The 23186-nt window shown below is 44.0% G+C and carries 19 protein-coding genes; 17 read left to right on the top strand and 2 right to left on the bottom strand.

Translation table 11 applies throughout. The features are described 5' to 3' along the window. The first annotated feature begins 12 nt into the window (after positions 1-12). The 17 genes from dnm_RS05315 to dnm_RS05235 all read left to right on the top strand — a co-directional run bounded on the left by dnm_RS05315 (position 13) and on the right by dnm_RS05235 (position 19838). Positions 13-5130 (top strand): PKD domain-containing protein, encoded by a 5118-nt coding sequence (locus dnm_RS05315; protein ID WP_207681658.1) that lies wholly within the window; start codon positions 13-15, stop codon positions 5128-5130. A 345-nt stretch (positions 5131-5475) separates the two neighbouring features. Next, positions 5476-6039: a cache domain-containing protein gene (locus dnm_RS05310; protein ID WP_207681657.1), complete on the top strand. Its 564-nt coding sequence runs from the start codon at positions 5476-5478 to the stop codon at positions 6037-6039. Between the two features lie 573 nt (positions 6040-6612). Then, positions 6613-8394: a methyl-accepting chemotaxis protein gene (locus tag dnm_RS05305; protein WP_207681656.1), complete on the top strand. Its 1782-nt coding sequence runs from the start codon at positions 6613-6615 to the stop codon at positions 8392-8394. A 320-nt stretch (positions 8395-8714) separates the two neighbouring features. Next, a complete protein-coding gene (locus dnm_RS05300) occupies positions 8715-9548 on the top strand; it encodes a Na(+)/H(+) antiporter subunit B (protein WP_207681655.1) in 834 nt (277 codons plus the stop codon). A 9-nt stretch (positions 9549-9557) separates the two neighbouring features. Next, complete coding sequence (locus tag dnm_RS05295; protein WP_246556214.1) at positions 9558-10028, top strand: cation:proton antiporter subunit C; 471 nt, start codon at positions 9558-9560, stop codon at positions 10026-10028. A 523-nt stretch (positions 10029-10551) separates the two neighbouring features. Further along, entirely contained in the window at positions 10552-12039 is a 1488-nt protein-coding gene (locus tag dnm_RS05290; protein WP_207681654.1) for a monovalent cation/H+ antiporter subunit D family protein, read from the top strand. 276 nt (positions 12040-12315) lie between these two features. Beyond that, positions 12316-13623 (top strand): C1 family peptidase, encoded by a 1308-nt coding sequence (locus dnm_RS05285; RefSeq protein ID WP_207681653.1) that lies wholly within the window; start codon positions 12316-12318, stop codon positions 13621-13623. A 15-nt stretch (positions 13624-13638) separates the two neighbouring features. Next, the gene (gene pgp3, locus dnm_RS05280) at positions 13639-14280 is read left to right on the top strand and encodes a virulence factor Pgp3 (protein WP_207681652.1); all 642 of its coding nucleotides are present in this window, start codon (positions 13639-13641) and stop codon (positions 14278-14280) included. Between the two features lie 358 nt (positions 14281-14638). Next, on the top strand, positions 14639-15052 hold the full coding sequence (locus dnm_RS05275; protein ID WP_207681651.1) for a hypothetical protein: 414 nt from the start codon (positions 14639-14641) through the stop codon (positions 15050-15052). A 224-nt stretch (positions 15053-15276) separates the two neighbouring features. Then, entirely contained in the window at positions 15277-16458 is a 1182-nt protein-coding gene (locus tag dnm_RS05270) for an AlbA family DNA-binding domain-containing protein (protein ID WP_207681650.1), read from the top strand. A gap of 217 nt (positions 16459-16675) precedes the next feature. Then, positions 16676-16891, top strand: a complete 216-nt coding sequence (locus tag dnm_RS05265) for a hypothetical protein (protein WP_207681649.1) — start codon at positions 16676-16678, stop codon at positions 16889-16891. A gap of 53 nt (positions 16892-16944) precedes the next feature. Beyond that, positions 16945-17190, top strand: a complete 246-nt coding sequence (locus dnm_RS31540) for a DUF4160 domain-containing protein (RefSeq protein ID WP_207681648.1) — start codon at positions 16945-16947, stop codon at positions 17188-17190. Continuing rightward, on the top strand, positions 17171-17452 hold the full coding sequence (locus tag dnm_RS05255; RefSeq protein ID WP_246556212.1) for a DUF2442 domain-containing protein: 282 nt from the start codon (positions 17171-17173) through the stop codon (positions 17450-17452). The genes dnm_RS31540 and dnm_RS05255 overlap by 20 nt, the downstream gene beginning before the upstream one ends. A 467-nt stretch (positions 17453-17919) precedes the next feature. After that, positions 17920-18300, top strand: a complete 381-nt coding sequence (locus dnm_RS05250; protein WP_207681647.1) for a type II toxin-antitoxin system RelE/ParE family toxin — start codon at positions 17920-17922, stop codon at positions 18298-18300. Positions 18301-18356: 56 nt separating this feature from the next. After that, positions 18357-18656, top strand: coding sequence for a type II toxin-antitoxin system RelB family anti-toxin (gene relB, locus dnm_RS05245; RefSeq protein WP_207681646.1), 300 nt, complete (start codon positions 18357-18359; stop codon positions 18654-18656). Between the two features lie 572 nt (positions 18657-19228). Further along, on the top strand, positions 19229-19462 hold the full coding sequence (locus tag dnm_RS05240) for a hypothetical protein (protein ID WP_207681645.1): 234 nt from the start codon (positions 19229-19231) through the stop codon (positions 19460-19462). A gap of 196 nt (positions 19463-19658) precedes the next feature. Beyond that, on the top strand, positions 19659-19838 hold the full coding sequence (locus tag dnm_RS05235; protein ID WP_207681644.1) for a pepsin/retropepsin-like aspartic protease family protein: 180 nt from the start codon (positions 19659-19661) through the stop codon (positions 19836-19838). Between the two features lies 1 nt (position 19839). On the opposite strand, the gene dnm_RS05230 is transcribed toward dnm_RS05235, so the two are convergent. Both dnm_RS05230 and dnm_RS05225 read right to left on the bottom strand, forming a co-directional pair. Further along, entirely contained in the window at positions 19840-20649 is an 810-nt protein-coding gene (locus dnm_RS05230) for an HAD family hydrolase (protein WP_207681643.1), read from the bottom strand. Continuing rightward, a complete protein-coding gene (locus tag dnm_RS05225) occupies positions 20649-23144 on the bottom strand; it encodes a phosphoribosyltransferase (protein ID WP_207681642.1) in 2496 nt (831 codons plus the stop codon). Before dnm_RS05225 ends, dnm_RS05230 begins: the two co-directional genes overlap by 1 nt. Between the last annotated feature and the right edge of the window lie 42 nt (positions 23145-23186).

Raw genomic sequence — 23186 nt, 5'->3', positions numbered from 1 at the left:
TCAGACAGTTAAATGCCAATCGCCAATCACAAATCACAAATCACAGATCACAACCTAGCATTTTTGTTTATTATTTTTCTAATTCTGGAACTCTCGGTTCCTTCCCGTGTCCCGGCATATGAATCAGCTTATCTGATCACATATGGGGCAGATGCCAAAACCATTGAGGGGGATAACGATTTTTTACAGGTAATTTTTATCCGAATCCCCGAGCATTTGAAAAACAGCGTCTATATCCGTATTTTTGATGCTGACTGCGGAGGTCGTCTGGATGATCTGTATTCAGGACAATGGGACACCCGCACCCGGTTTCGGATTTTCGGAGGAAAGGGCGCGTGGTCAGACCCGGGTCTGAAGTCCCCTTTTCCGGCCAAATCAGATTTGTCTTCCGGTGTTCTCATGGCTGACGAGGAATTTGGAAAAGACCCTTTCCGGGATTATCAGTGGCATACATTTGCACAGCTTCATCCGGAAGAAGGTGAAAAGGTTGGCGAATTCCGATATTTCAGAATTGTTGTTGAGGGCAAAAGCGGCGATGACGGCAATTGCTACCAGATTGCCGTGAGCCGGGAATCTCAGCGGAATGTTTCGGCCAAAGGTGTTGAGACGTTCAATTTTACACCCACACTCCGGCTCCCGAAACAGGAGCGTTTTGCGGAAATGCGCTTTTTTGTACCCAGAGATAAGCGTGAGATCGTCGTACACAATTTTGACCTGCCAGGTTCCGTTGTCGGCGTGAACACAGCTTTTCGGGCGAATCTGCCAGTTACCGCGGCAGGCCAGGATAAATGGGAGAAAAGTTCTGTTTTGCTGGATGAGAACGAAACTGGCCGCGCTGTTGCCGTCCGATTTGAGGACGGAGAGGAGATTCCCAATGACGGGACTTTCTATGTCACCGACAAACAAGGGAATCTGCTCCCGGTGGAGATTCCTGTTTACCTGCAAAAACCCAATTTGCTGCCTGAACCTCAGATTCATATTGAACTGCTCTCAGACTGTAATCCGGTTCTCTTTGACGGTTCCCGCAGCACTGATCCGGAAGGAGATTCACTCCGTTTTTTCTGGGAGTTTGGCGACGGAACAACTGGCAAAGGGGTTCGGGTGACGCATCATTATGACGCTCCTGGCCGATATGAGGCGAGTGTGATTGTTGAAGATGCGTCCGGCCAGGTTACCAACAGCGTGCTTGAGAAATTTGTGGTGACGATCAATCATCCGCCAGAACCCGACGCAGGTCCGGATCGCATCGCTGCCCCGCGTGAAAAAATAGAATTTGACGGATCCGGGTCTGCTGATCCTGACGGAGAAGTGGTAACATATTATTGGGATTTTGGCGACGGGACCAAGGCTCAGGGGGCAAATGTTCAGCATCGTTTCAGACAGCCCGATCTCTATGTTGTCACGCTGCGGGTGGAGGATGATTCGGGAAGCCCGTGCAAATCTGCCACAGATCAGTGTGAGGTTTTCATCAATGCCCCGCCTGTGGTTGATATTGGCGAAGACCGGATTGCCTCGGCAGGCGAGGAACTCCGGTTCAGCGGTGCCAACAGCGGTGACAGCGACGGAGACATCATATCTTATGAATGGAACCTGGGTGACGGCACTGAAAAGACAGGTGCTGATATTGCCCACTCGTATGAGACACCCGGGATTTACAAAGTGACATTGAAGGTTACGGACAATTCCGGGGTAAAAAACCGATCTGCCTCGGATACACTGAACGTTTTTGTCAATGATCCGCCAATCGCAGATGCGGGCGACACTTACAGGGCTGCTGTGGGAGAGGAGGTGCTTCTCGATGGTTCCGGCTCTTCTGATCGTGACGGACAACTTATTGAATTCAAGTGGGATTTCGGTGACGGAACACAGGAGACTGAAAATTGCGAAGTCAGACTTGAAACATGCGGAAAAATCTCCCATCGCTATGACAACCCCGGACGGTATCAGGTGACATTGACTGTGAAAGATGATTCCGGGTCTTCTTCGGACACGGATCAGGATAACGCGCTGGTCATTGTCAACGCTCCTCCGGCTGCCAATGCAGGGCCTGATCAGTGGGTCACAAGCAGCGAGGTGCAGTTTGACGGAACAGGATCTGCTGACCCGGACGGGGATATTATTCAATATTCATGGGATTTTGGCGATGGCTCAACCGGGACAGGACCTTCACCGGTTCATGTGTATAAAACCCCGGGGGTTTATAGGGTTCGCCTGACCATCAGGGATGATTCAGCCACTTCGACAGATCGCAGTTCCGATGAAATGACGGTCACGGTGAATCATCTGCCTTTTGCGGACGCGGGGCCTGATCAAGTTGGCGTACCAGGACAGCCCATATATCTCGACGCGTCCGCTTCTGTTGATCCGGATGGAGACATCAGCGCGTTTGAATGGATTTTCGGAGATGGAGGAAATTCGAAACTCGAAACTCGAAATTCGAAACTCAGGAAGGTCTCTCATATTTATGCAAAACCTGGCCGATATAAGGCATTGCTGACGGTCTATGATAATTCAGGGCATGCCGCGGCGATAAATTTTGACGAGGTGACGATTGTGATCAACGAGCCGCCTGTGGCCATTGTCAGTTACCGATTCTCAGGTAAAGATGCTCAGGCATCAGAGCTTGCTGTCGCACCTGGCGATACGGTTCAGTTTGACGGAACCCGTTCTTATGATCCGGATGGGAAGCTCGTCTCCTATCAATGGGAGATATTTGGAAACTCGGAACTTGGAACTGAAAACTCGGAACCGGTTTTTAATTTTCAATTTCCGAGGCCGGGTGTTTATACGGTGGTGCTTACTGTTGCTGATGACAGCCGTGTGGAAAATTCCATGTCTCAGGATGAGATGCTTATCCGGGTCAATCACCCGCCTGTGGCAAATGCAGGCAAAGACATTCATACCAATGAAAGGACGGTGTTTTTGGATGCCTCCGCGTCCACAGATGCGGATGGCGATTCGTTAATTTATACATGGGATTTCGGAGATAAAACACCCGCTGAGAAAGGTGAGAAGGTTTTTCATACATATGCCAAAGGAGGAAATTATCCAGTGATCCTGACAGCGGATGACGGAACCGGCGTGAAAAATGCACGGGCAACATCCTCGATCCGGGTAAAAATCAACAAACCTCCTGTGGCCGACGCGGGAGGGGATAAAACCGTTTGCGCCGGAAAAATTGTAATCTTTGACGGAGTGGCATCTGCTGATCCGGAGAAAGGATTGCTGAAATATCATTGGGACTTCGGAGACGGTGAAACAGCAGAAGGTGTGAACCCCACCAAAATCTATAACAAAGGCGGCGTCTATGCGGTCACTCTCACGGTAACAGATGATTCAGGATTGCCAGGAGGCAACATGGGGGCTGATCAGATTACGGTAAAGGTGATTGAGTCCCCTGTGGCAAATGCGGGGCCGGATCAGACCGCGTGCGCGGGAACCATTGTCCGATTTGATGGCACAAAATCAAAAGACCTGGACGGATTTATAGATAATTTTCAATGGAACTTCGGTGATGATACAGTGGGAGGCGGTCCCAGTCCTATTCATGTTTACACCAAAGCTGGTGTTTACCGGGTCAGGCTCACCGTGACCGGAGATTATACAGGAGATTGTGATAATACTGATGACGATGAAATGATGGTCACGATTCATGAAGCTCCCATAGCAGAAATCACCTGTCCCTCAGCAGCAGAACCCCAAAAACCGGTTTTATTCGGGGGCGAGGGGGGAGAGGGAAGAGTTAAGGGGGAAAAGGCGGAAGCCAGGGGGGATGCCCACGCCTCTCTCCCCAAGCCCCACGCCCCAATAATCACAAATTGGAACTGGGATTTCGGAGACGGGGCCAAAGGTGAGGGAGAACAGGCAGAACACACTTACGCCAAGTCAGGAGAATATATTGTCACGCTGACGGTTACGTCGGATTCTGACACGGATTGCAACACATCTTCCAAACAGAAACGGATAAACATTAATGAACCGCCGGTTGCTGTGGCAGGTGAGGATCGTCTGGTCGGTGTAAATCAGGTTATCACTTTTGACGGTGCTTCATCAACAGATCAGGACGGTGTCATCTCCGCTTATGACTGGGACTTTGGCGATGGAAACACGGCCGCAGGTGTCCGGATCAGGCATCAGTACGAAGCGGCCGGGCGATATGACGTTTCATTAAAAGTCACGGACAATACAGATCTCGGCAATAACAGTCACACAGATACCCTGAGTGTAACCGTAAACGAAAGTCCAGTTTCAGTTATCTCGAAATTTGAAACTCGAAACTCGCAATTCGAAACTCCAGATCCCAGTTTCAAGTTTCAAGTTTCAAGTTTCAAGTTTTCAGCATGCCCTGGCGAGGAGGTGATGCTAAGTGGCAGAGATTCTTCTGATTCGGACGGAGAGATTGTCCGTTATACTTGGAACTTTGGTGATGGAAGCCCCTCGGAAGAAGGGACGGAGGTACGTCATAGCTGGAGGTTTACCGGATGTTATGTGATTGTTCTGGAGGTTGATGACGGAAGGGGCGTGAGTAACAGCCGATCACAAACTTCGGCTATTATCGTTGTGAATGAACCGCCGATTGCCGACGCGGGGGCATATCGGATTGTATCCCCGGGAGAAGATGTCCTGTTCGAGGTATCTGCAAGGGACTGGGACGGTTCTGTTGTTTCTTTTCAATGGGATTTCGGAGATGCTGATGTTTCGGAGAAGATCGAAGTTCAAAATTCAAAATTCGAAAAGGTAAGCCATAAGTATGAAACTCCCGGGGAATACCAGGCCCGGGTGACGGTGTATGATGATTCCGGTTCCAAATGTAATTTTGCGGAAGATGTGGTGAAGATTCGGGTGAACGCTCCGCCTGTTGCTGATGCCGGGGGGAATCGTGAAGGATTTGTCGGCGGCGCGCATGATGCGCTTATCTTCGACGCCACCGGCTCTCATGATGCTGACGGCGATCCGCTTACTTTTTATTGGGATTTCGGGGATGGTGAAGACGCACACGGGGCAAAAGTCGTGCATGGTTTCAAAGAACCGGGAGAGTATAAGGTCAGATTGCGTGCGGATGACGGAACTGGCGTAACCTCGGGCGCGGATTGGGATGAGATTACAGTTCTGATGAAAGAGCGAAAATAGAGCGTTAAGTATCTGAGCAAAAGTTTTTCTGATGATAACGGATTCAGGGGAGGGCCGAACAAGCCCTGTAAGGGCGGCATTTTTGTAGCAGTTCCGGAGTGCGAAAAATGCTTTTTCGCAATTGCAAAAATATAATTTTTGCACTCCGGATCCGCCCGGAACTTCTTTAGTCAGCAGCATTGCGCCAGACCTCGCAGGGGCGGCATTTTTGCAGGGTTGATTATCAGGAAATAAGGATTTATTGAAGTTTTCATTCTGTTATGTTATTCAGTCAGAAATTCACGGAAAAAATTAAGAAAATTCCATCTGTATTAAGCAGATGAAGAGTAATTCAGGAGGATTCTTATGAAATGTTTTGTATTGGTTCTTGTGACAGCGGCTGTTTTGTTTTTCTCTGCTTTTTGTGAAGCCCAGCAAAGCGATGAGGATATAGTCCTTGCAAAAGAAAGTGAGGTGTATTGTATCTCAACCGCGTCGGTCAGGGCAACGCCCGAACTTATTGTGAAGAAAATTAATGCGGCCGCTCAGTTATTGGAAAAAGAGGGAAAACAAGCTTTTAGAAAATTCAAAGGCAAAAACAGTCCGTTTTTGTTTGCCGGGACTTATATTTGGATAAACAACATGAATTCAATTATGCTGATGCACCCCATCAAACCCGGTCTCATTGGAACATCACTGATCGCTCTGAAAGATAAAGACGGCAGGCGTTTTTTTGTTGAAATGATTGATATTGTCAAAACAAAAGGCCAGGGCTGGATTAAATATACCTGGCCCAAGCCCGGAGAAACAGGCCGTTCGCATAAACTCGCTTTTGTCAAAAAAGCCATGTGCGATGGCGAACCGGTAATGATCGGGGCAGGCACTTATGATATCCCTGAAAAAGAGATGAATAAGCTTGTTTTGAAATAATGAAGTATCTAACCACTTGATATTCATTTTTTTTCATTTCTGCGAAAGCAGGAATCCGCGGCTCCCGGAACGCTGCATCAGCCAAAAACGGATACCTGCTTTCGCAGGCTTAGGCGTGAGTGTCCGACTGAGTTCACGCCTAAGTCTCAGTCGAACGGAATGACAAGCTTTTTGCTCAAATCGGGTCAGAAAACTTGATCATCGGATAACCATAAGTTTCCGATAGTCAGTAGATCGAAAAGTTTCCTGACTGTGTGCGGTATGGCAAAGAAACCCGGCTTTTTTTCCCGGACAGAAGACTCCCCCGCCGGAAAAAGCCGGGTTTCTCCCCCGCTCGCCGTGTCTGTCCCGCGACAGCCCGAAAACTTTTCGATCTACTGATAGTTGCTTATCAAGTATAAACAACTTTTGACCAGGTACTCAGATATCCGGGCATAAATTTTTGTACATCCGCATTTTAATAGGAAATATGCAAAAAATTTTGTGCTGGTACTTAATTCTCATTTGTTTCCATTTTTTCATTTGTTTTAATTTTTTCTTCAACCCTCTTTAAAAATAAGAATATATCATATTATGAACAGATTCAGTATCAAACTTAAATTAATCGCATATGGCCTGTCCGCCCTCATGCTGATATTTATACTCATTGCTGTCACAGCTTTGTTTTTTGGAAATATTGAAAAAGCGAATCAGTTTAAATCATCTGCCATACAACTGGCGGAATTAACGGTAAGAGAACATGCCGTGGCAAAAGCCTTTCTCAAATATTATGATCCGTTTTACATAGAGGAATTTGAAAAAATTAAGATTAAAGGGGAATCTCTGATTACTGATTTGCTCAGTCAGAGACATGAGATGAAAGATCAGTTGGACGCGTTGAAGTCATTTACAGAAAGCTACAACCGTCAGTTTGCACAGCTTGTTGATAACAGTGTGAAGAGGAAAAGTGTTGACGAGGATATTTCAGAAGCACTGCGTTTTTCTGACAAGTCCCTCTCGTCAATTATCAGGATCATTGAGGCAAAAGAGGCTGATATTCAGGTCAATGGTGAATCGCTTTCTGCATTGGAAGCTGAATTTTTGAATCTCGCACGAGACGGAAAGATTCTTTTCCTGAGCTTACAGAACATGCAGCAAAGTTACTTGCAGACCGATAATATCAAATTTCGAAATCAATTTGAAGAAATCAGTAAGACAAGCAAATTTCTGTTTGCCGCGTTCAAACACTTTTCCGATTCTCTGGGAATTGAAATATTCAAACAATCCAGTGAGGAATTTCATCATTCAATAACAGATTATTTATCTGCTTCCGAGCGTTTATTTGGTTTGCTGGATAACGAAAAAAATCTTGTCCGGGGCCTCGACACCGAGGAAACAAGTATTTCAGCGATAATAAAGTTACTTAAAAAAGATTCTGAAAAAAAACTTGCAAAATCAAAATTAACAGCAACATTTATTATCCTGTTTATGCTTATTGCCGGGATCACCCAGTTTGTGGTGCTTTCATTTTTGTTAATCCGTTCCATTTCAACGCAAATACAATCATTAATGCTCAATATGGATGAAATAGGCCAGGGGAATTTTGCGTTTGATGCTGCGATTTCAGGAAAAGATGAAATTGCTCAGATTGGCAGAAAGATGAATGAAACTGTGGCAAAGTTAAGCATAATCATCGGAAACATTATTCACACTTCAAATGTATTGTCAGAATCGGTGTCCACACAGGTGGAATTTTTGGAGCAGGCTTCGTGTGATCTGGATCAAATATTTAATATGACGCAGGAGTCCGCGGCCATTGCAAATGATGCGAACAAACGCATGAAAAAAGCAAATCAGGTCGTCATTACGGTAAATGATGCAATGAACAGCCTTATGGGTTCCATGAATGAAATTTCAGTTGCAAATGAGGAAACAACACAGATTGTCAAAACCATTGATGCCATTGCATTTCAAACAAATCTTCTGGCGCTGAACGCGGCTGTCGAAGCAGCCAGAGCCGGTGATCTTGGTGACGGATTTTCAGTGGTTGCGAACGAGGTCAGGAATCTGTCTGTCCGCTCAACCAACGCCGCGGGAAATGCTGCAAATCTTATTGAAGATACGACAACAAAAATCAGACATGGTTATGATCTGCTTAATCATACCAATAAAAGCAGTGAAAAGCTGACGATTTACGCTGCGGAGTCCGCGGATATGGTGAACAGAATTTCTGAAATATCCAATGAAAAAGATAAAAAAATTAAAGAGATTAACCGCGCCATTCATGAAATAAAATCCATATCCCGACAGAATGCGGAAGAAAGTCAGGAACTGGCATCCTCTATGAAAATCTTCAAAATCAGTCATACTCAGTAGATCGAAAAGTTTCCGGACTATGAGCGGTGCGGCAAAGAAACCCGGCTTTTTTTTCAGGACGGGACGCTCTCCCCCGCTGGAAAAAGCCGGGTTTCTCCCCCGTCCGCCGTGTCTGCCCGGTGACAGCCCGAAAACTTTTCGATCTACTGATACTCACTAAATCTGCAATGTTCTCCGGAGTGCAAAAATAAAGCGAAGCGTTTTTTTGCATCTTACCACTCAGATCATCCTAAAAATTATTGATCAATCTGAAAAGATTGTGTATAATAAAAATTCGGTAAGTTATGTCATCTTATCAATTTTTCAAGGAGGCCATGAAAATGAAAATAATCGGTTTTATTATCGTGCTGTTGTGCGGCAGTCTGCTGATTTACGGCACAATTGATTTTCCCGGGTTTGGCGACCCGGACGCTCCGGCCAGCACCTATCTCTCCCCCCGTTATGTTGAAAACACCATGGCGGAAACATCTGTCCCCAACATTGTCACAGCAGTGCTTGCTGATTATCGGGGATATGACACCATGTTTGAAACCACTGTTGTGTTTTCCGCTGCCATTGCCTGTTTCTTTCTGCTTCGGGTTTTTAAAAGACGTGAAAACGATGAGGTCAGGCATTACCGCCACATTCCCACCGGCATCACACTCCGCATTGAAAAGGGTGGAAAAATACCTGAGGAATCGGCGGATTTTCAGCGGATAGATTCCGAATGGGTCCCCCATGACATGATTGTAAATACCACCAGCCGCCTGATCATACCGTTTATTCAACTCTTTGCCCTCTATGTCATCGCCCACGGACACCACAGCCCCGGAGGCGGATTCCAGGGCGGTGTCATACTGGGAGCGGCCTTTATTTTGTTTGCTGTTTCCCGTAATCTCAGGGCAAGCATTCGGCGGATGGGGGAAAAAGTCAGCGCAATCCTTTGTGCGGCAGGCGTATTTCTCTACGCGGGAACAGGTTTTCTCTGCTATCTTTTAGGCGGAAACTTTTTAGACTACAGCGCACTTACCGGCATATTGGGTGTTGATCCGGTTACAGCCCATTCTCACGGCATCCTGATTGTCGAAATCGGTGTGGGGATCTCCGTAATGGCTGCCATGATATGGATATACTATAATCTCTCCTCCGTAGGAAAACATGACGAAGGACTTTAAAATTGAGAATTGAGAATTGAAAATTGGATGGGAGCGTCCAAGTTTCAAGTTTCAAGTTTCAAGTTTCAAAAGACAAAAATGGATGAATTTATTACAATCGTTATTTCAAGGTATAATTACTGGGCTTACGTCATTCTGATGATGATCGGCATGTATGCCATGATCACCAAGAACAATCTTGTGAAGAAGATTATCGGAATGAATATTTTTCAAACGGCTATCATCCTTTTTTATATTTCCGTGGCTGCAAAGAAAGGCGGAACCATTCCCATTATTTCCCATGGGCATAATGGGGGGGATCACGCTGTTCATGCGATGGATTTCATCAATCCGCTGCCGCATGTGCTGATGCTTACGGCTATTGTGGTGTCTGTGGCCACTTTGGGAGTGGCCCTGGCTTTGGCGATAAAGATTTATCGTCAGTACGGAACTCTTGAGGAGGATGAGATAAACGCACAACTAAGGGAAACTCCACAGTAAAAAGTTAAAAATTAAAAGTTGAAAGTTTTTCCATAAGTACACGCAATGTGCAACTTCTTTCAACTGAGGGGAACACGGACACACATATAATGCCACAAAGGCACGAAGACACAAAGGAACACAAAGAAAGATCCTGTGCCTCTGTGTCTTCGTGGCTTTTTTCAACCGAAGCACGGCCGGACAATGCCGCGAAGGCGCAAAGACACGGAGACACACCGGGAGATGCTTCGCCGGACTTCGTGCCTTTGTGTCTTCGTGGCATTAATAAGTTGCATATCACGTTAAGTAGATGAGCAAAAGTTTTTATATTTTTTTCTGTGAAAAACGAAGAAACTCGGGTTTTTCTTCGGAGAAGGGAACGTCATACGGGAAAAACCCGGGTTTCTTACCGGGTAAATATTGAAAAATTTATGGTTAGGTACTTAACATTCTGGATTTCCGGGGCGGCATATGCTGCTCCGGAAAACGCTGGTGATACTGATCTCAGATACTATGGAAACTTACAACTGTTGAGGGAGAAAAAATGAGCGAACACTTTCCAGCATTGATTATTATTGTGCCGCTGCTTGCGGCGTTTCTGATTGCTGTCGCGGGATGGGTGAACAAAAGATTATGTTTCCCCATTGCGGCGGCTTCGCTTTGCGTATCTCTTTACTCTGCTGTCAGATTGCTTGGCATTGTCCTGGAAAGCGGCATGGTGGAGTATCAGTTGGGGGGATGGCCTCCGCCGTGGGGGATCGCATATAATGTTGATCATTTAAACGGGCTTGTTCTTGTTGTGATTTCTGCTGTGGCGCTTCTGAATCTTGTCGCCAATAAAAAGAGTATTGCACAGGAGTTCCCGGAAAAAATCGGCCCGTTTTATACGCTGTACATTCTGTTTGTGACGGGTCTGACCGGCATGGTTGTCACGGGAGATGCTTTTAATCTGTATGTGCTTCTGGAGATTGCGTCCCTGACTGGCTATGCCCTGATCGGTATTGGAAAAGATCGTGCCCCGCTGGCAAGTCTGAATTATTTGTTCATGGGGACAATTGGCGCAAGTCTTTATTTGCTGGGGGTGGGATATCTTTATCTTGTTACTGGCTCGCTGAATATGGCGGATCTCGCTGCCCTGCTTCCTCAGATTTATGATTCAAAAGTGGTTCTGCTGGCCTTTGTTTTCTGTCTCACGGGGCTTTTTGTGAAAATGGCTTTTTTTCCGCTACATGCTTGGCTGCCTAATGCGTATTCATACAGCCCCTCCTGTGCCAGCAGCCTGATTGCGCCGCTGACCACCAAGGTGATGATCTATGTCATGATCCGGATTGTCTTGTCTGTTTTCACGCCGGAATTTTCCTTTGCCAGTCTGAAGATAAGCAATGCCATTGTCTGGCTTGCTGTATTTGCGATTATCATGGGGTCTTTGTTTGCGCTTTCCCAGAAAAGCCTGAAAAAGATGCTTTCTTATGTGGTCATTGCCGAGGTCGGCTATATGGTCGGGGGCTTCTGGCTGGGAAACCGTCCGGGAATGACAGGGGCAATTCTGCATATTGTCAATGATGCCATGATGACGTTGTGCGTGTTTCTTGCGGCAGGAACGATTTTATACAAAACAAAAGGGGATTCTTTTGATGATCTGAAGGGATTGTTCAAAAAAATGCCTTTTTCCATGACAGCGTTTGTCATCGGGGCGTTGTCAATTATCGGTGTGCCGCCGACGTGCGGGTTTTTCAGCAAGTGGTATCTGATTTCAGGAGGGATTGCTGCCGGGCATTATGGGTTTGTGGCGGCGCTGCTGTTCAGCAGCCTTGCCAATGTGGTGCTGTTTTTCAGGCTCATCGAGATTTGTTATTATGAACCTTTTGCCGATCATCATCACGAAAAAGAGGAATCATCATTGGACGAGGCTCCTGCCACTATGCTGATTCCGCTTCTGATGACTGCGATTCTGCTCATCGTTCTGGGTATATATTCGGGCGAACTTGTCACGAATGTTATTGAGTTTGCCATACCGGGGGGAATAACCTGATATTCGGTTGACCGTTCCCAACAATCTGGCAGATGGAGCGGTGTCCTTCGGCACCGCTCATTCTCATCTTTAATTCCGGAGGTATGTTTCCGGATTCTTTTATCGGTGGAAATCTGGTGTATAATCCTGTGTGATTTTTGGAAACACGCTTTTGAAAAGCGGATACGGAAATGCCATCTGGATTAGACACCTTATTTATTACAGGATTCGGTTTGGGATGGACACCGTTTTTGGTGTCTAATATTAGTTATATTCTTCAAATAAGGAGGTAACGTATTGAGTGAAAGGCTAAAACTATTATTGAGGATTTTCAGTTTACTCATTCTGTGTTTCCCTCACAGTATCGGAGCATCTGACGGAGATGTCAACGGATCCGGGAACACAGACCTGAGTGATGTTGTCACCGCACTTCAGATATGTGCGGGTATGAACCTAGACGCAAGCCCGGAATCCGGCGAAAAAATCGGTCTGAAAGATGCCATATTCGCTTTGCAGGTTGTGGCGGGTCTGAGAATACTGCCCGGAAATCCCGGAGGTTTGGGAATACCTGATGACTATGAACAAACGCTGATAAGCTTCAGAGATTCTTTTCCCAGCATGGGAGATTATGAAAGTTTCGTCATTCAACTGCCCGAAATTTTCGACTGGCGGGACAAAGGAGTTGTGACACGGGCAAAGGATCAGAGGTATATTGTCACACCGCCAGATGATCAGGGACGCTGCGGAAGCTGCTGGGCTTTCGGCGCTGTGGGTGCTTTTGAATCGAAAATAATGATGGCGGGAGGTGCAGAATACGATCTCTCGGAGCAGCAACAAATATCCTGTAACAGAAACAACCAGTACGGATGTTGCGGCGGATATGTCAACGCTGCTCTCTTCTGGCGGTACAGAGGACCTGTCAGAGAAAGCTGTAGCGGCTACGGTGATTATAATACAGGGGATTCCTGCGGTTGCAGATTTGCTCCTCCCTATATTCACTGTGCGGAAGTTTTTTGTGACACTTTGGAGTCATGCGATGAACTGCCTTACCGAACTGACAGATATTATTCTGTGGATACAACTGACATAAATGAGATAAAGCTTTCCCTCAGCGAAGACGGTCCCTCTCCTTTGGGGTTTGACACATACACTGATTTTCAAAATTTCTGGAATACAGGTTCTCCTGGGGAAGTTTACAGGCATTCGGACGGTTCCCGCAGCGGCGGTCATATAGTCCTGCTTATCGGATGGGACGACGGCAAACAGGCATGGCTTTGCAAAAACAGTTGGGGAGAAAGAGGTCCCAACAATGACGGCACTGTCTGGATTGCCTATTCTGGTCATATAACTGACCTGCGTTTCGTTATGGCAAATTTCACGATAAAAAACACGGCTTCTGTTACAACCACGACAACCAGCACAACAACCACATCGAGTACTTCAAGTTCGACAACCTCAACAAGTACCACGATTGTCCTGACAACCACGACAAGCATTGCCCCGACAACTACGACAAGTTTTGTTCCGACTACGACAACCACAATTCCCATACCTGACGGACTCATGTGGAACTATGGGAATTGGAATGAAAAAAATTGGAATTAATTCAAGGAGATTATTATGAGGTTTCAAATCGATTTCAAGGTTCTTTTTTTTCTGATCGCCATTCTGCTTTGTGCGAGTTTGGCAACTGCACAGGATGTCACAAAACCATATACTTTTTCCCCAAATACCCCTGCTTCCGCTGCTGAAGTCAATGCCAATTTTGACGTGCTGTACGAGCAAATTAATAAACTAACTGATAAATTGGGAAGTGCTATAGTTCAGGTAGTCAGTTTTCAGAGAAACGACGCACCTTGTAGCAATGTTGTAATACGAACAGACGATACTATTCCGCAGAAAGAAGAAGGAACTGAGTTTTTATCTGTTACAATCACGCCTAAATCCGCTGATAGCAAACTTTTAATTGATGTAAATGCTTTTGGATCTGTCGATGGTGGTCTGAATATTACAACTGCTTTATTCAAAGATTCCGATCCAAATGCTTTAGCAGCTATATCCGTCACAGCCCCGGGTAATGACTACAGAGTTCCTATTCTGCTGTCACATCACATGACTGCCGGAACCGTTTCTCCGATTACTTTCAAAGTAAGAATTGGTGAAAGTCAGGGGTATCACTTTACTTTAAATGGTATGGGTTGCAATAAACTCTATGGTGGTGTGGCGGCATCATCAATTCGAGTTATGGAAATCGAAAATTAAGAGATTTGAAGACAAAAGAATATAACCCCGAGATGATCGTGCCAAGATAAATTCAGTTCTGTAGGTTGGGTTGAGGAACGAAACCCAACGCCAACGATCATCTCCCAACTGACGGATCACGAAAGTGCCGGGTTTCGTTCCTCAGCCCGGCCCGCATGACTTTTATCATCGAAATTTGGTGTATAATCCGGCGTAATTTTTGGAAATCCATTTCTGAGAAGCGGATACGGAGCTGCCATCTGGATTAGTCACCTTTTTATTGCAGGATATGGTCTGGGCCAGACACTGTTTTTTGTGTCTTACACTAACTATATGCATTAAAATCAATAAATTATAAAAAACATTGGGAAGAAATACTATGTTACAATGGAAACGTGCTAATGAGCTATCAAAAGATCTGAGTATTGTTAATATTCAGGCTTTCCGAAAAGAGACATACCGAAGGCTATCTGACAATTTTTTCAGTGATGCTGTGAACATAAACCGACATCTTTGTCAGGTTTTACAATCTCTCCCTGAAACTGGCAGCTTTCCTTCCGGGCAGAAGAGAAATTCTCAAAGTATTTTTAACCGTAACGGATATATGAATTTATACCGATGGTGTGTGACAGATAATCCCCGTTTTGCAGGGGCAAACGGAGCGGCGACCGCATTATGGGAATTTTTATTTGGCGATTTGCCGCGTCAGTTAGCTGAGGCTGGCGGGAATGACGGGAATGATATTATTACAGAGGAAAAAGTGTGGAATGACTGGTATGCAGGCATTTCTTAAAAATGATCAAACAACAATATTGTAGTTCTGTCTGTTGGTTTGAGGAACGAAACCCAACGCCAACAATCATCTCCCAACTGACAGCTCATGAAAGTGTCGGGTTTCGTTTCTCATCCCGCCCTGCATGACTTGTGTATATTCGGGCGAGCTTGTGACGAGTGTTATTGAGTTTGCCATATCGGGGCAAATAATTTAATATCAGTAATACCAATGGGATATCTATTATGAAAATACCAAAGAAGATAGAAGACCTAGAAAAATTGATTAAGGCTGGAATTCCAGAGAGTTTATACTTAGATTTTAAGGCAAGTCCGGCTCTTTCAAAAAAGAAATTGAATGAAATTTGCAAAGATGTATCTTCTTTTGCCAATTCAGATGGAGGAGTGCTAGTTTATGGAATTTTAGAAAAAGATGATTTGCCGTATGAATTAGATAATGGGGTAGATACCAAGACAATCAACAGAGAGTGGATTGATCAAATCCTCTCAACCCATATAATTCCGACTATTGAAGGCATTGAAGTTAATGAAATTAAAAAATCAAACCAACATTCATATTTTGTGGTTAGTATTCCCAAAAGTTTTCGTGGACCGCATCAATCAGCAGACAAAAAATATTACAAACGTTTTAACTTTATATCTGTCCCAATGGAACATTATGAGATAGAAGATGTAAGAAACAGGAGGAGTTTATTACCACAGTTAGTTAATTTCGATGTTGATTTTGACGGTCACTTAATCCGATTAAAAATAGAGAACATTGGGAATGATGTTGCCCACGAAGTAAAATTTGAATTCCCTAAAGATTTTAAGTGGTATAGAGGAGAACTTCCAAATGCTCTAAAAAATGGCATTAAATTTTTTCCTCCCGGTAGAAAGATAATCTATACACTGGGATCAAGTTCTTCGATTTTGGGAGAGAATTCCAAATATGATACCTCCTTTGATGTTGCAATATCGTATTTTCATCCATTCAGTGAAAGTAAAGTTCAAGAAATTGTTCACATCGATTTTCTCGATTATTTTGATAGTACTGTAGAGAGGAACCCTTTAGTTAAAATTTCCCAATCTATAGAAGTACTTGCAGACATCCAAACAGAGCTAAATAAAATTAACGCTTCCATTAAAAAATTTAATGCTATTTCTGGAGCAACAGGCATTGATGTATCTTTACGAACCTTAAAAAATTTGCGTCATATTTTCACTGGAAGTTCCGATTTCGAACCCATAGATATTAGATACTATGATTATAATGTAATACAAGAAGTATTAAACATTGATTTTGAAATGGCTTCTAAAATCTATGACCATTTTCACTATAATCCTGAAAATACTCCTCTGGAAGAAATCGAAGGGATTACCGATGAATTACTTGAAAAGATTAAGAAATTAACCAAGCAAATATAACTTTTCGCTACAGTTCTGTAGGTTAGGCTGAGGAACGAAACCCAACACCAACAATCATTTCCCAACTGACGGATCACGAAAGTGTCGGGTTTCGTTTCTCAGCCTGGCCTGTATGGCTCTGTGCCGGGCGATTCGTTGCATATTGATTTTTTGATTTAAATTAAGAGAGTTATTGTTTAGCTAAATTGGGAAATGTTTTAAAAACGAGGTTGCAAAAATGCAAATATCAAACCCCGTAACAACTCCGTTTCAAATTCTTAAAGCTATTGAAAATCTCACTGATGCAGAGAAAGAGACGCTTGCCATAATGGCGGATGAAAAGCTTTCAGAAGAACTGATGAAAAGGAGAAAACAGGCAATTTCTGAGATGAAAAAAGGTGAACTTATTTCAGAAGAGGAGCTTTTTGGCTGCCGAAGCTGGCTGGTTTACTAGCGCAGAAAGCTGAAGTTGAAAACATTATTCAAAAAAAGAAATGATCTTTCATTATGCCTGTCGTATTCAGATACAAAGGATACAGATTCTTTTTCTATTCAAATGAGGGAGAACCTTTGGAACCTCTCCGCATACACGTTCGCAAAGGAGAATCTGTCGCAAAATTTTGGGTGCATCCTCAGATAAGCGTTGCTGAATCATACGGAATAAAATCCTCGGAACTCCGAACTCTGATGAAGGTGATCACAGAAAACAGAGAGCTTATAGAAAGGTGTTGGAATGAATACTTTGACCTTTAATCCATTGGCAGAAAAACTTTCGTTTGATGCTGATAACATGTGGGTGGAACTAAGAGACGGACGGAAGCTGAGTGTTCCGCTGGCTTATTTTCCCAGACTTCTCAGGGCAGAGAAAAAACAGCTTGAGAATTATATCATCAGTGGTGGGGGAAGCGGATTGCACTGGGATGAATTAGATGAAGACATATCTGTCAAATCACTTCTCTTGGGAATTGGAGATCGTACACGATATGCTACTCAGTTTCATAAAAAAGTATCATGAAGAATAATTTTGATCGGGGTCATTGGGGACCTGTCTATGATAACTGACTAACATTAAATAAATTAACTGTTTGTTTTGGCTTTAAAATGTGCCTATAATCATCTTTTCGGGGCCAAAAAGAGCAATATGGTTCTGTAGGTTGGGCTGAGGAACGAAACCCAACGCCAACAATCATTTCCCAACTGACGGATTACGAAAATGTCAGGTTTCGTTCCTCAGCCCGGCCTCACTGCCATTAAGTTAAGGAGCATCCGAAGTGACAAAAACAGTTTCCGGCGAGGGTGCGAAAAATAATTTTCGCACTCCGGAAGCTTAACTTAATGGCAGTGCAGCCCGGCCTGCATGACTCAGCCCAGCCTACATGACTCTCAGACCTGCAACCTAAAGAAAATGCTGCGCTTTTAATTTTTATTATCGCAATAAACTTATTCTTGACATTGTACTAAAAATGGTACAAATATAAATTTATGAAAACTGATGAAGAAAAAATAAAAGGGCAGCAATTACGAATTAAGTTTTACCAAAATGACCTTGGAAAAGAGCCTGTCAAAGATTGGCTGAAAACATTACAAAAGGATGCGAGAAAAGCTGTCGGTAAAGATATGATGACGGTTCAATACGGATGGCCGATAGGAATGCCGGTTGTAAGGGCTTTGTCAGGTTATAAAAAACTGTGGGAAGTGAGAACAGAATTAAAAGGCGGCATAGCCCGTATTATGTTCACCATTTATAAAGATGTTATCGTTCTGTTACACGGAATAATCAAAAAATCTCAAAAAACACCTAAAAAAGATATTGATATTGCTGAAAAAAGAAAAAAATCTTTCCTGAAAAATCAAAAAAACTAAGATGATCGTATCTGATCTTTTTTTTCAGCAGATTAAATATGAAAAAGGGATAGAAGATGAGTAAGACACACAATAATATTGGCAGTGATTTTGAAGCGTTTTTAGAAGAAGAAGGTATTCTTGCCGAGTGTCAGACAGAAGCAATAAAAAGAGTTTTGGCATTCCAGATCGAACAGGCAATGAAAAAACAAGGTCTGACTAAAAGTGCAATGGCTAAGAAAATGAGTACCAGCAGGAGTTCTTTGGACAGACTCCTTTCACCTGGAAAATCAGTAACTTTAAACACTATTTCTCAAGCTGCGTCAGCTCTTGGCGGAAGACTTGAAATGAATTTGATCCTCCCTGAATCAGGTTAAATTTTTTATGGTATGAATCTTCTGATTTTTTTTGGGCCGCCATTGGCGGTTATTTCATGATAACTGACTGATATTAAATAAATTAACCGTTTATTTTGGCTGTAAGATGTGCCTATGTTGCTCTTTTCGGGGCCAAAAAGAGCGATACAGTTCTGTAGGTTGGGTTGAGGAACGAAACCCAACGCCAACGATCATTTCCCAACTTACGGATTACGAAAATGTCAGGTTTCGTTCCTCAGCCCGGCTGCATGAGTCTGTGCCGGGGTGCTTTGTTGTGTATTAATTTTTGATTTAAATTAAGATAGTTCTGTAGGTTGGGTTGAGGAACGAAACCCAACACCAACAATCATTTCCCAACTGACGGATCACGAAAGTGCCGGGTTTCGTTCCTCAGCCCGGCCCGCATGACTGAGACACTTGAAAGATGAAAATGAAATGTTGAAGAGACAAGGCTGCTGATGTGCAAAAAAACTTGTAAAATGCCGAACAAACCGAAGCAGGATGACACCAATTTTCATATATCCGTAAAAATTGGTTGTCATTCCGGCGTAGGAGACTGAAGGAGGTATGATATGTTACTGGCTGAATTGGAAAGGAAATTCATAAGACCGCTCCCGGTGTCGGACAAATTGCAGCTCATTGCGGACATAACGAAGATGCTGCAACAGGAGGAGGAACATCCTGAAAAATATTTTGAGAGAGGAGTCAGCTATCCGGTCATGACACCGACAGTCACGCCGGATGACACTTCATATAAAGCTGCCTTTCAGCTTCAGCAGCTTTGGGAGGAGAATGACAACACATGAAATAAGTACCTAACCATAAGTTTTTAATATCTTCCCGAAGAAGAAACCCGGCTTTTTTTTCCGGAATGATGCTTCTCCGACAAAGGAAAAAGCCGGGTTTCTCCGCCGCTCACAGAGAAAAAGGTGTATAAAAAATTTTTGATCAGGTACTTATCAGTACACCCGTTCTCCGGCATTTCCCCACCTGCGCGGGGGAATGCCTTTCATAGAAATCGCTCTTTATCACGGAGGGCATAAGATCACCGTTCCCGCTCTGGTGGATTCCGGAGCGGCGATGTCCGTCCTGCCGTATGACACAGGCTTGGAATTAGGGCTGGTATGGGAGGAGCAGACGGTTCCGGTTGATGTCGGGGGAGTTCTGAAAGACACTTGGTAAATCAGCCGTCTAAAACACTTATAATATTCTCAAGGAGTTCATCACTGGCTGTAATTCCATAATTTTTTGTGTATGTCACCCCATCATCTTCCTCCCGGTGTGACTGACAGATTTCTCCATGACAGGGCGAAATAAACAGATTTGATATTTCGGCCATATCCAGATCAAGCACAGAATCTCCTGCGGATATAATCTTTGTTGTCAGTCCTTCCTGTTCCGCAAGATGTGCGACAGCATCCCTTTTGTTCACGCAGTTGGGAATAAAATATAATTTTCTGCCATGCAGAGCGATTCTCCAATTATTTTCCTCAAGATATTCAGAATAGCCACAAACTTCATCTTTCGGAACCTGCGCCGTGTGAACCACGCAATAGAAAAATAATTCATCTGCCACTCTGGACATCTTTACCCACTGATCTGATTTTATCTTTTCAAATTCGTTGAGCGCATCTCCGATAGACAGGCATTCGTTTTCAATTTTGCCTTTTATGAGTTCATGCCATGCCATATCTGCCTTTCCCTGCATTAAAATATTCCCGCCATTGCCGGTGACAGCGTATTTAGGCATGATATCTTTGCAAATGACATCAATCCTGGAATACTGCTCTGTTGTGCGTGTCGTAACCGGCACAAACATTGCTCTTTCAGATACTTGTTTTAACAGGTGAATGGTTTTCTCGGTGATATAGGTGATGACCTCACCGTTTTTTGTTTCAGCCACGCGTATTTCATCAGGCTGCTCCTCTGAGGCGTCTATCATTTTTTGTGAATAAATCAGGGTTCTGTCCAAATCACTCGCAAACATCATCATTATTTTTTCTCCAACGGCTTAATAATTCCGCAGCATTGGTATGCTGAAAGTGCGTAAGTTTCAACAGGAATGTTTTTCTCTTTGGCAAGCTGCAAGATGTGTTCCAAATGGTTCGCACCGGGACGGACAAGGATTTTCCAGGGAATTCTCCTGAGCAGAACCCGTGTTGTTTCCCCGATTCCGGGTTTTACAAAATGAACATTTTCTATGCCAAAGTCTTTCTGAATTTTCTCCACATCTTTCATTCCTCTCCAGGATATCTCGGTCCTCGTGTTTAATGCCTGCGGGAGAAGATCAAGCACTGTTGCTGTGACGGAGGGAAATTTCTCTGTTATGGAATCTGTGAACAGATTGGACACATCATCCTTTATGAGTTCCTTATAAAACCGGACCCCGTGAAAATCATTTTCTCCGATTAAGTCAGCCCTGTGAATTGTGCGGCTGACAAGACCGGACACGGTGGAATTGAGACATGCGCTCGGAATCATAAAATCATCTCTGGTTCCGAACAAGCTCACGCAATACCCGGGATCGGCAATGACTGCCATGTCACTGCTGAGAGGAAGGCCCCATTTTTTCTCAAAGGCCGCACACGCCTGATGCAGTTCCTTTGTAATTGATCCCTTGCCAGTCCAGCCGTCTATAAATTGGATTTCCAAACCCGGATGGTTTTGAAGAATATACCGAATGGCGTTTTCATCAATTCCTTTTCCCCTGATAATGGAGATGCTGTAATGAGGAAGATCAATGTCGTATCTGTGTTTCAAATATCGGCGGATTAGTATCCCCGCGGGCGTGCCGGCTCTTGCCAGAGATACAAGCACAATGTTCCGCCCTCTTTTTTTTATGATCTTTTCCGCAACCAGACCCGATGCTATGGCGATCTTCTCATCATACTTTTTCAGGGAATCATGAAATATTTCCATATATTCGTCAGAGGGCCGGTATTCTATGGGAAGCATCTCCGAATAATGCACCCCCGACTGAATGGCCTTTTCCCGCTCCTCATTTCCCTGCTCTCTGATCAGATTGCCAACATCCTTTAAGAGAAACACAACATCTTCCCGCGGATAGCTTCCGAGATATCCGGGATCCGGAAGTGAATCTTTGTTTCTCGAACAGGTTATGATAAATATTTTCTCGGCCCCTGATTTTTTCAACTGTTCAATCAACGGCTCCAGCCTTTCTTTTTTTATTTCCCTTTCAAAGAAGATATAAATTTCGCCATAATGTCCATATGGAATATTATAAAAATAATTCGTTATATTGGCATCCTCAGGGCTTTTAAAGACAAACGCGTTTTTTGCGCCATATCCGTCCGTATTATTCGGCCAGATGGGACTTCGTGTTGTTGACTGATATGAAATCCCTTCTCCCATGAATGAGGCAATTTTCATGGGGATATACATGAATTCTCCGGTTCCCATGCAAAGCGTTTTTTTGCTGTTTCGGAATCTTTTCAGATATAAACCGGCCTGTCTGAGCTGCTCACGCATTACTGTATTCTCCTCCGATTGAATGCCGAAACGCCCCGTCCCTTTTATATAGGGGCTTGTATTTTTATCTCCGTTACTGTCTGTGGAGGAACATAATACAAATTGGCTGAAAAACGAGTCCAAACTCAGATGTTCGACCTCTGCCGGAAAAGCCCCGGCAGTATTCATAGCGATGCTGTTCATTGGGCAGGATTCTTTTAACGCATCTGATATCCGGAGAGGTAATTTATTGTGAGAGGTTCTGTTTACCTCCATCGTGCCGGCCAGAAGTGAAACTGTCTGAATTTCAGCATCCAACGTCTTTTCTTTTTCATCAAACAACGCCCTGTGTTCAGTTGTTCTCCAGTCCAATATGGAAAGCACAGAATATGCTCTTCTCGGATGAATGCGATGAATCGCTTCTATGATGTTTAAGGCGGTCTTTCCTGTTGTTATTTCATCATCCACGATCACGACCGGACAGTCAGATTCCAGCATATCAAATCCCAGAGGATATATTCTGTGCGATGTGGCGTGAGAATGCTCTTCCTCAAATGCAATTTTGTTTTTTGCTTCCGTAATATTTTCTCTCGTGGTATGAATGTAAAAGGCATTGTCTGAAAAACTTTCAAACACAGCATGTCCCAGAGCGGTAGCTGTTTCAGCAAATCCTATAAACAAAGTCGGCTGTGTCATCGGAAACAAATTTTCTTTTATTTTACGACAGGTTTCCTCCAAACCTTTGCCAGTTTTCAAAACAGAAAGAATATCTCTCGTCTGCGGAAGCTGAGTCTTACAGCTTTCTTCATAATATCTGGCTGCAAGGGCCATGCCGTTCAGTATTGCCAGATTCGGGTTTACCGGTATATGCTTACCCAATACGTTACTGACAAACAAAAAGCTTCTTTTTTTATTTTTCCGGGCAGCCATGGTAAATAATTTTTCGGGCGGAATGTCATAGGGATTATTGCTAATTTTAACTGTTACTTCAAGTTTGTCTGAAATATGATATTGCAGCATAAATTTTGTCCGTTAATGAAATTAAATTTCTGAAAATCCATA

This window comes from Desulfonema magnum, from assembly GCF_017377395.1.
Lineage (GTDB): Bacteria > Desulfobacterota > Desulfobacteria > Desulfobacterales > 4be13 > Desulfonema_C > Desulfonema_C magnum.
The sequence above is the reverse complement of the archived record's forward strand: the minus strand, read 5'-3'. Positions and strand labels throughout refer to the sequence as shown.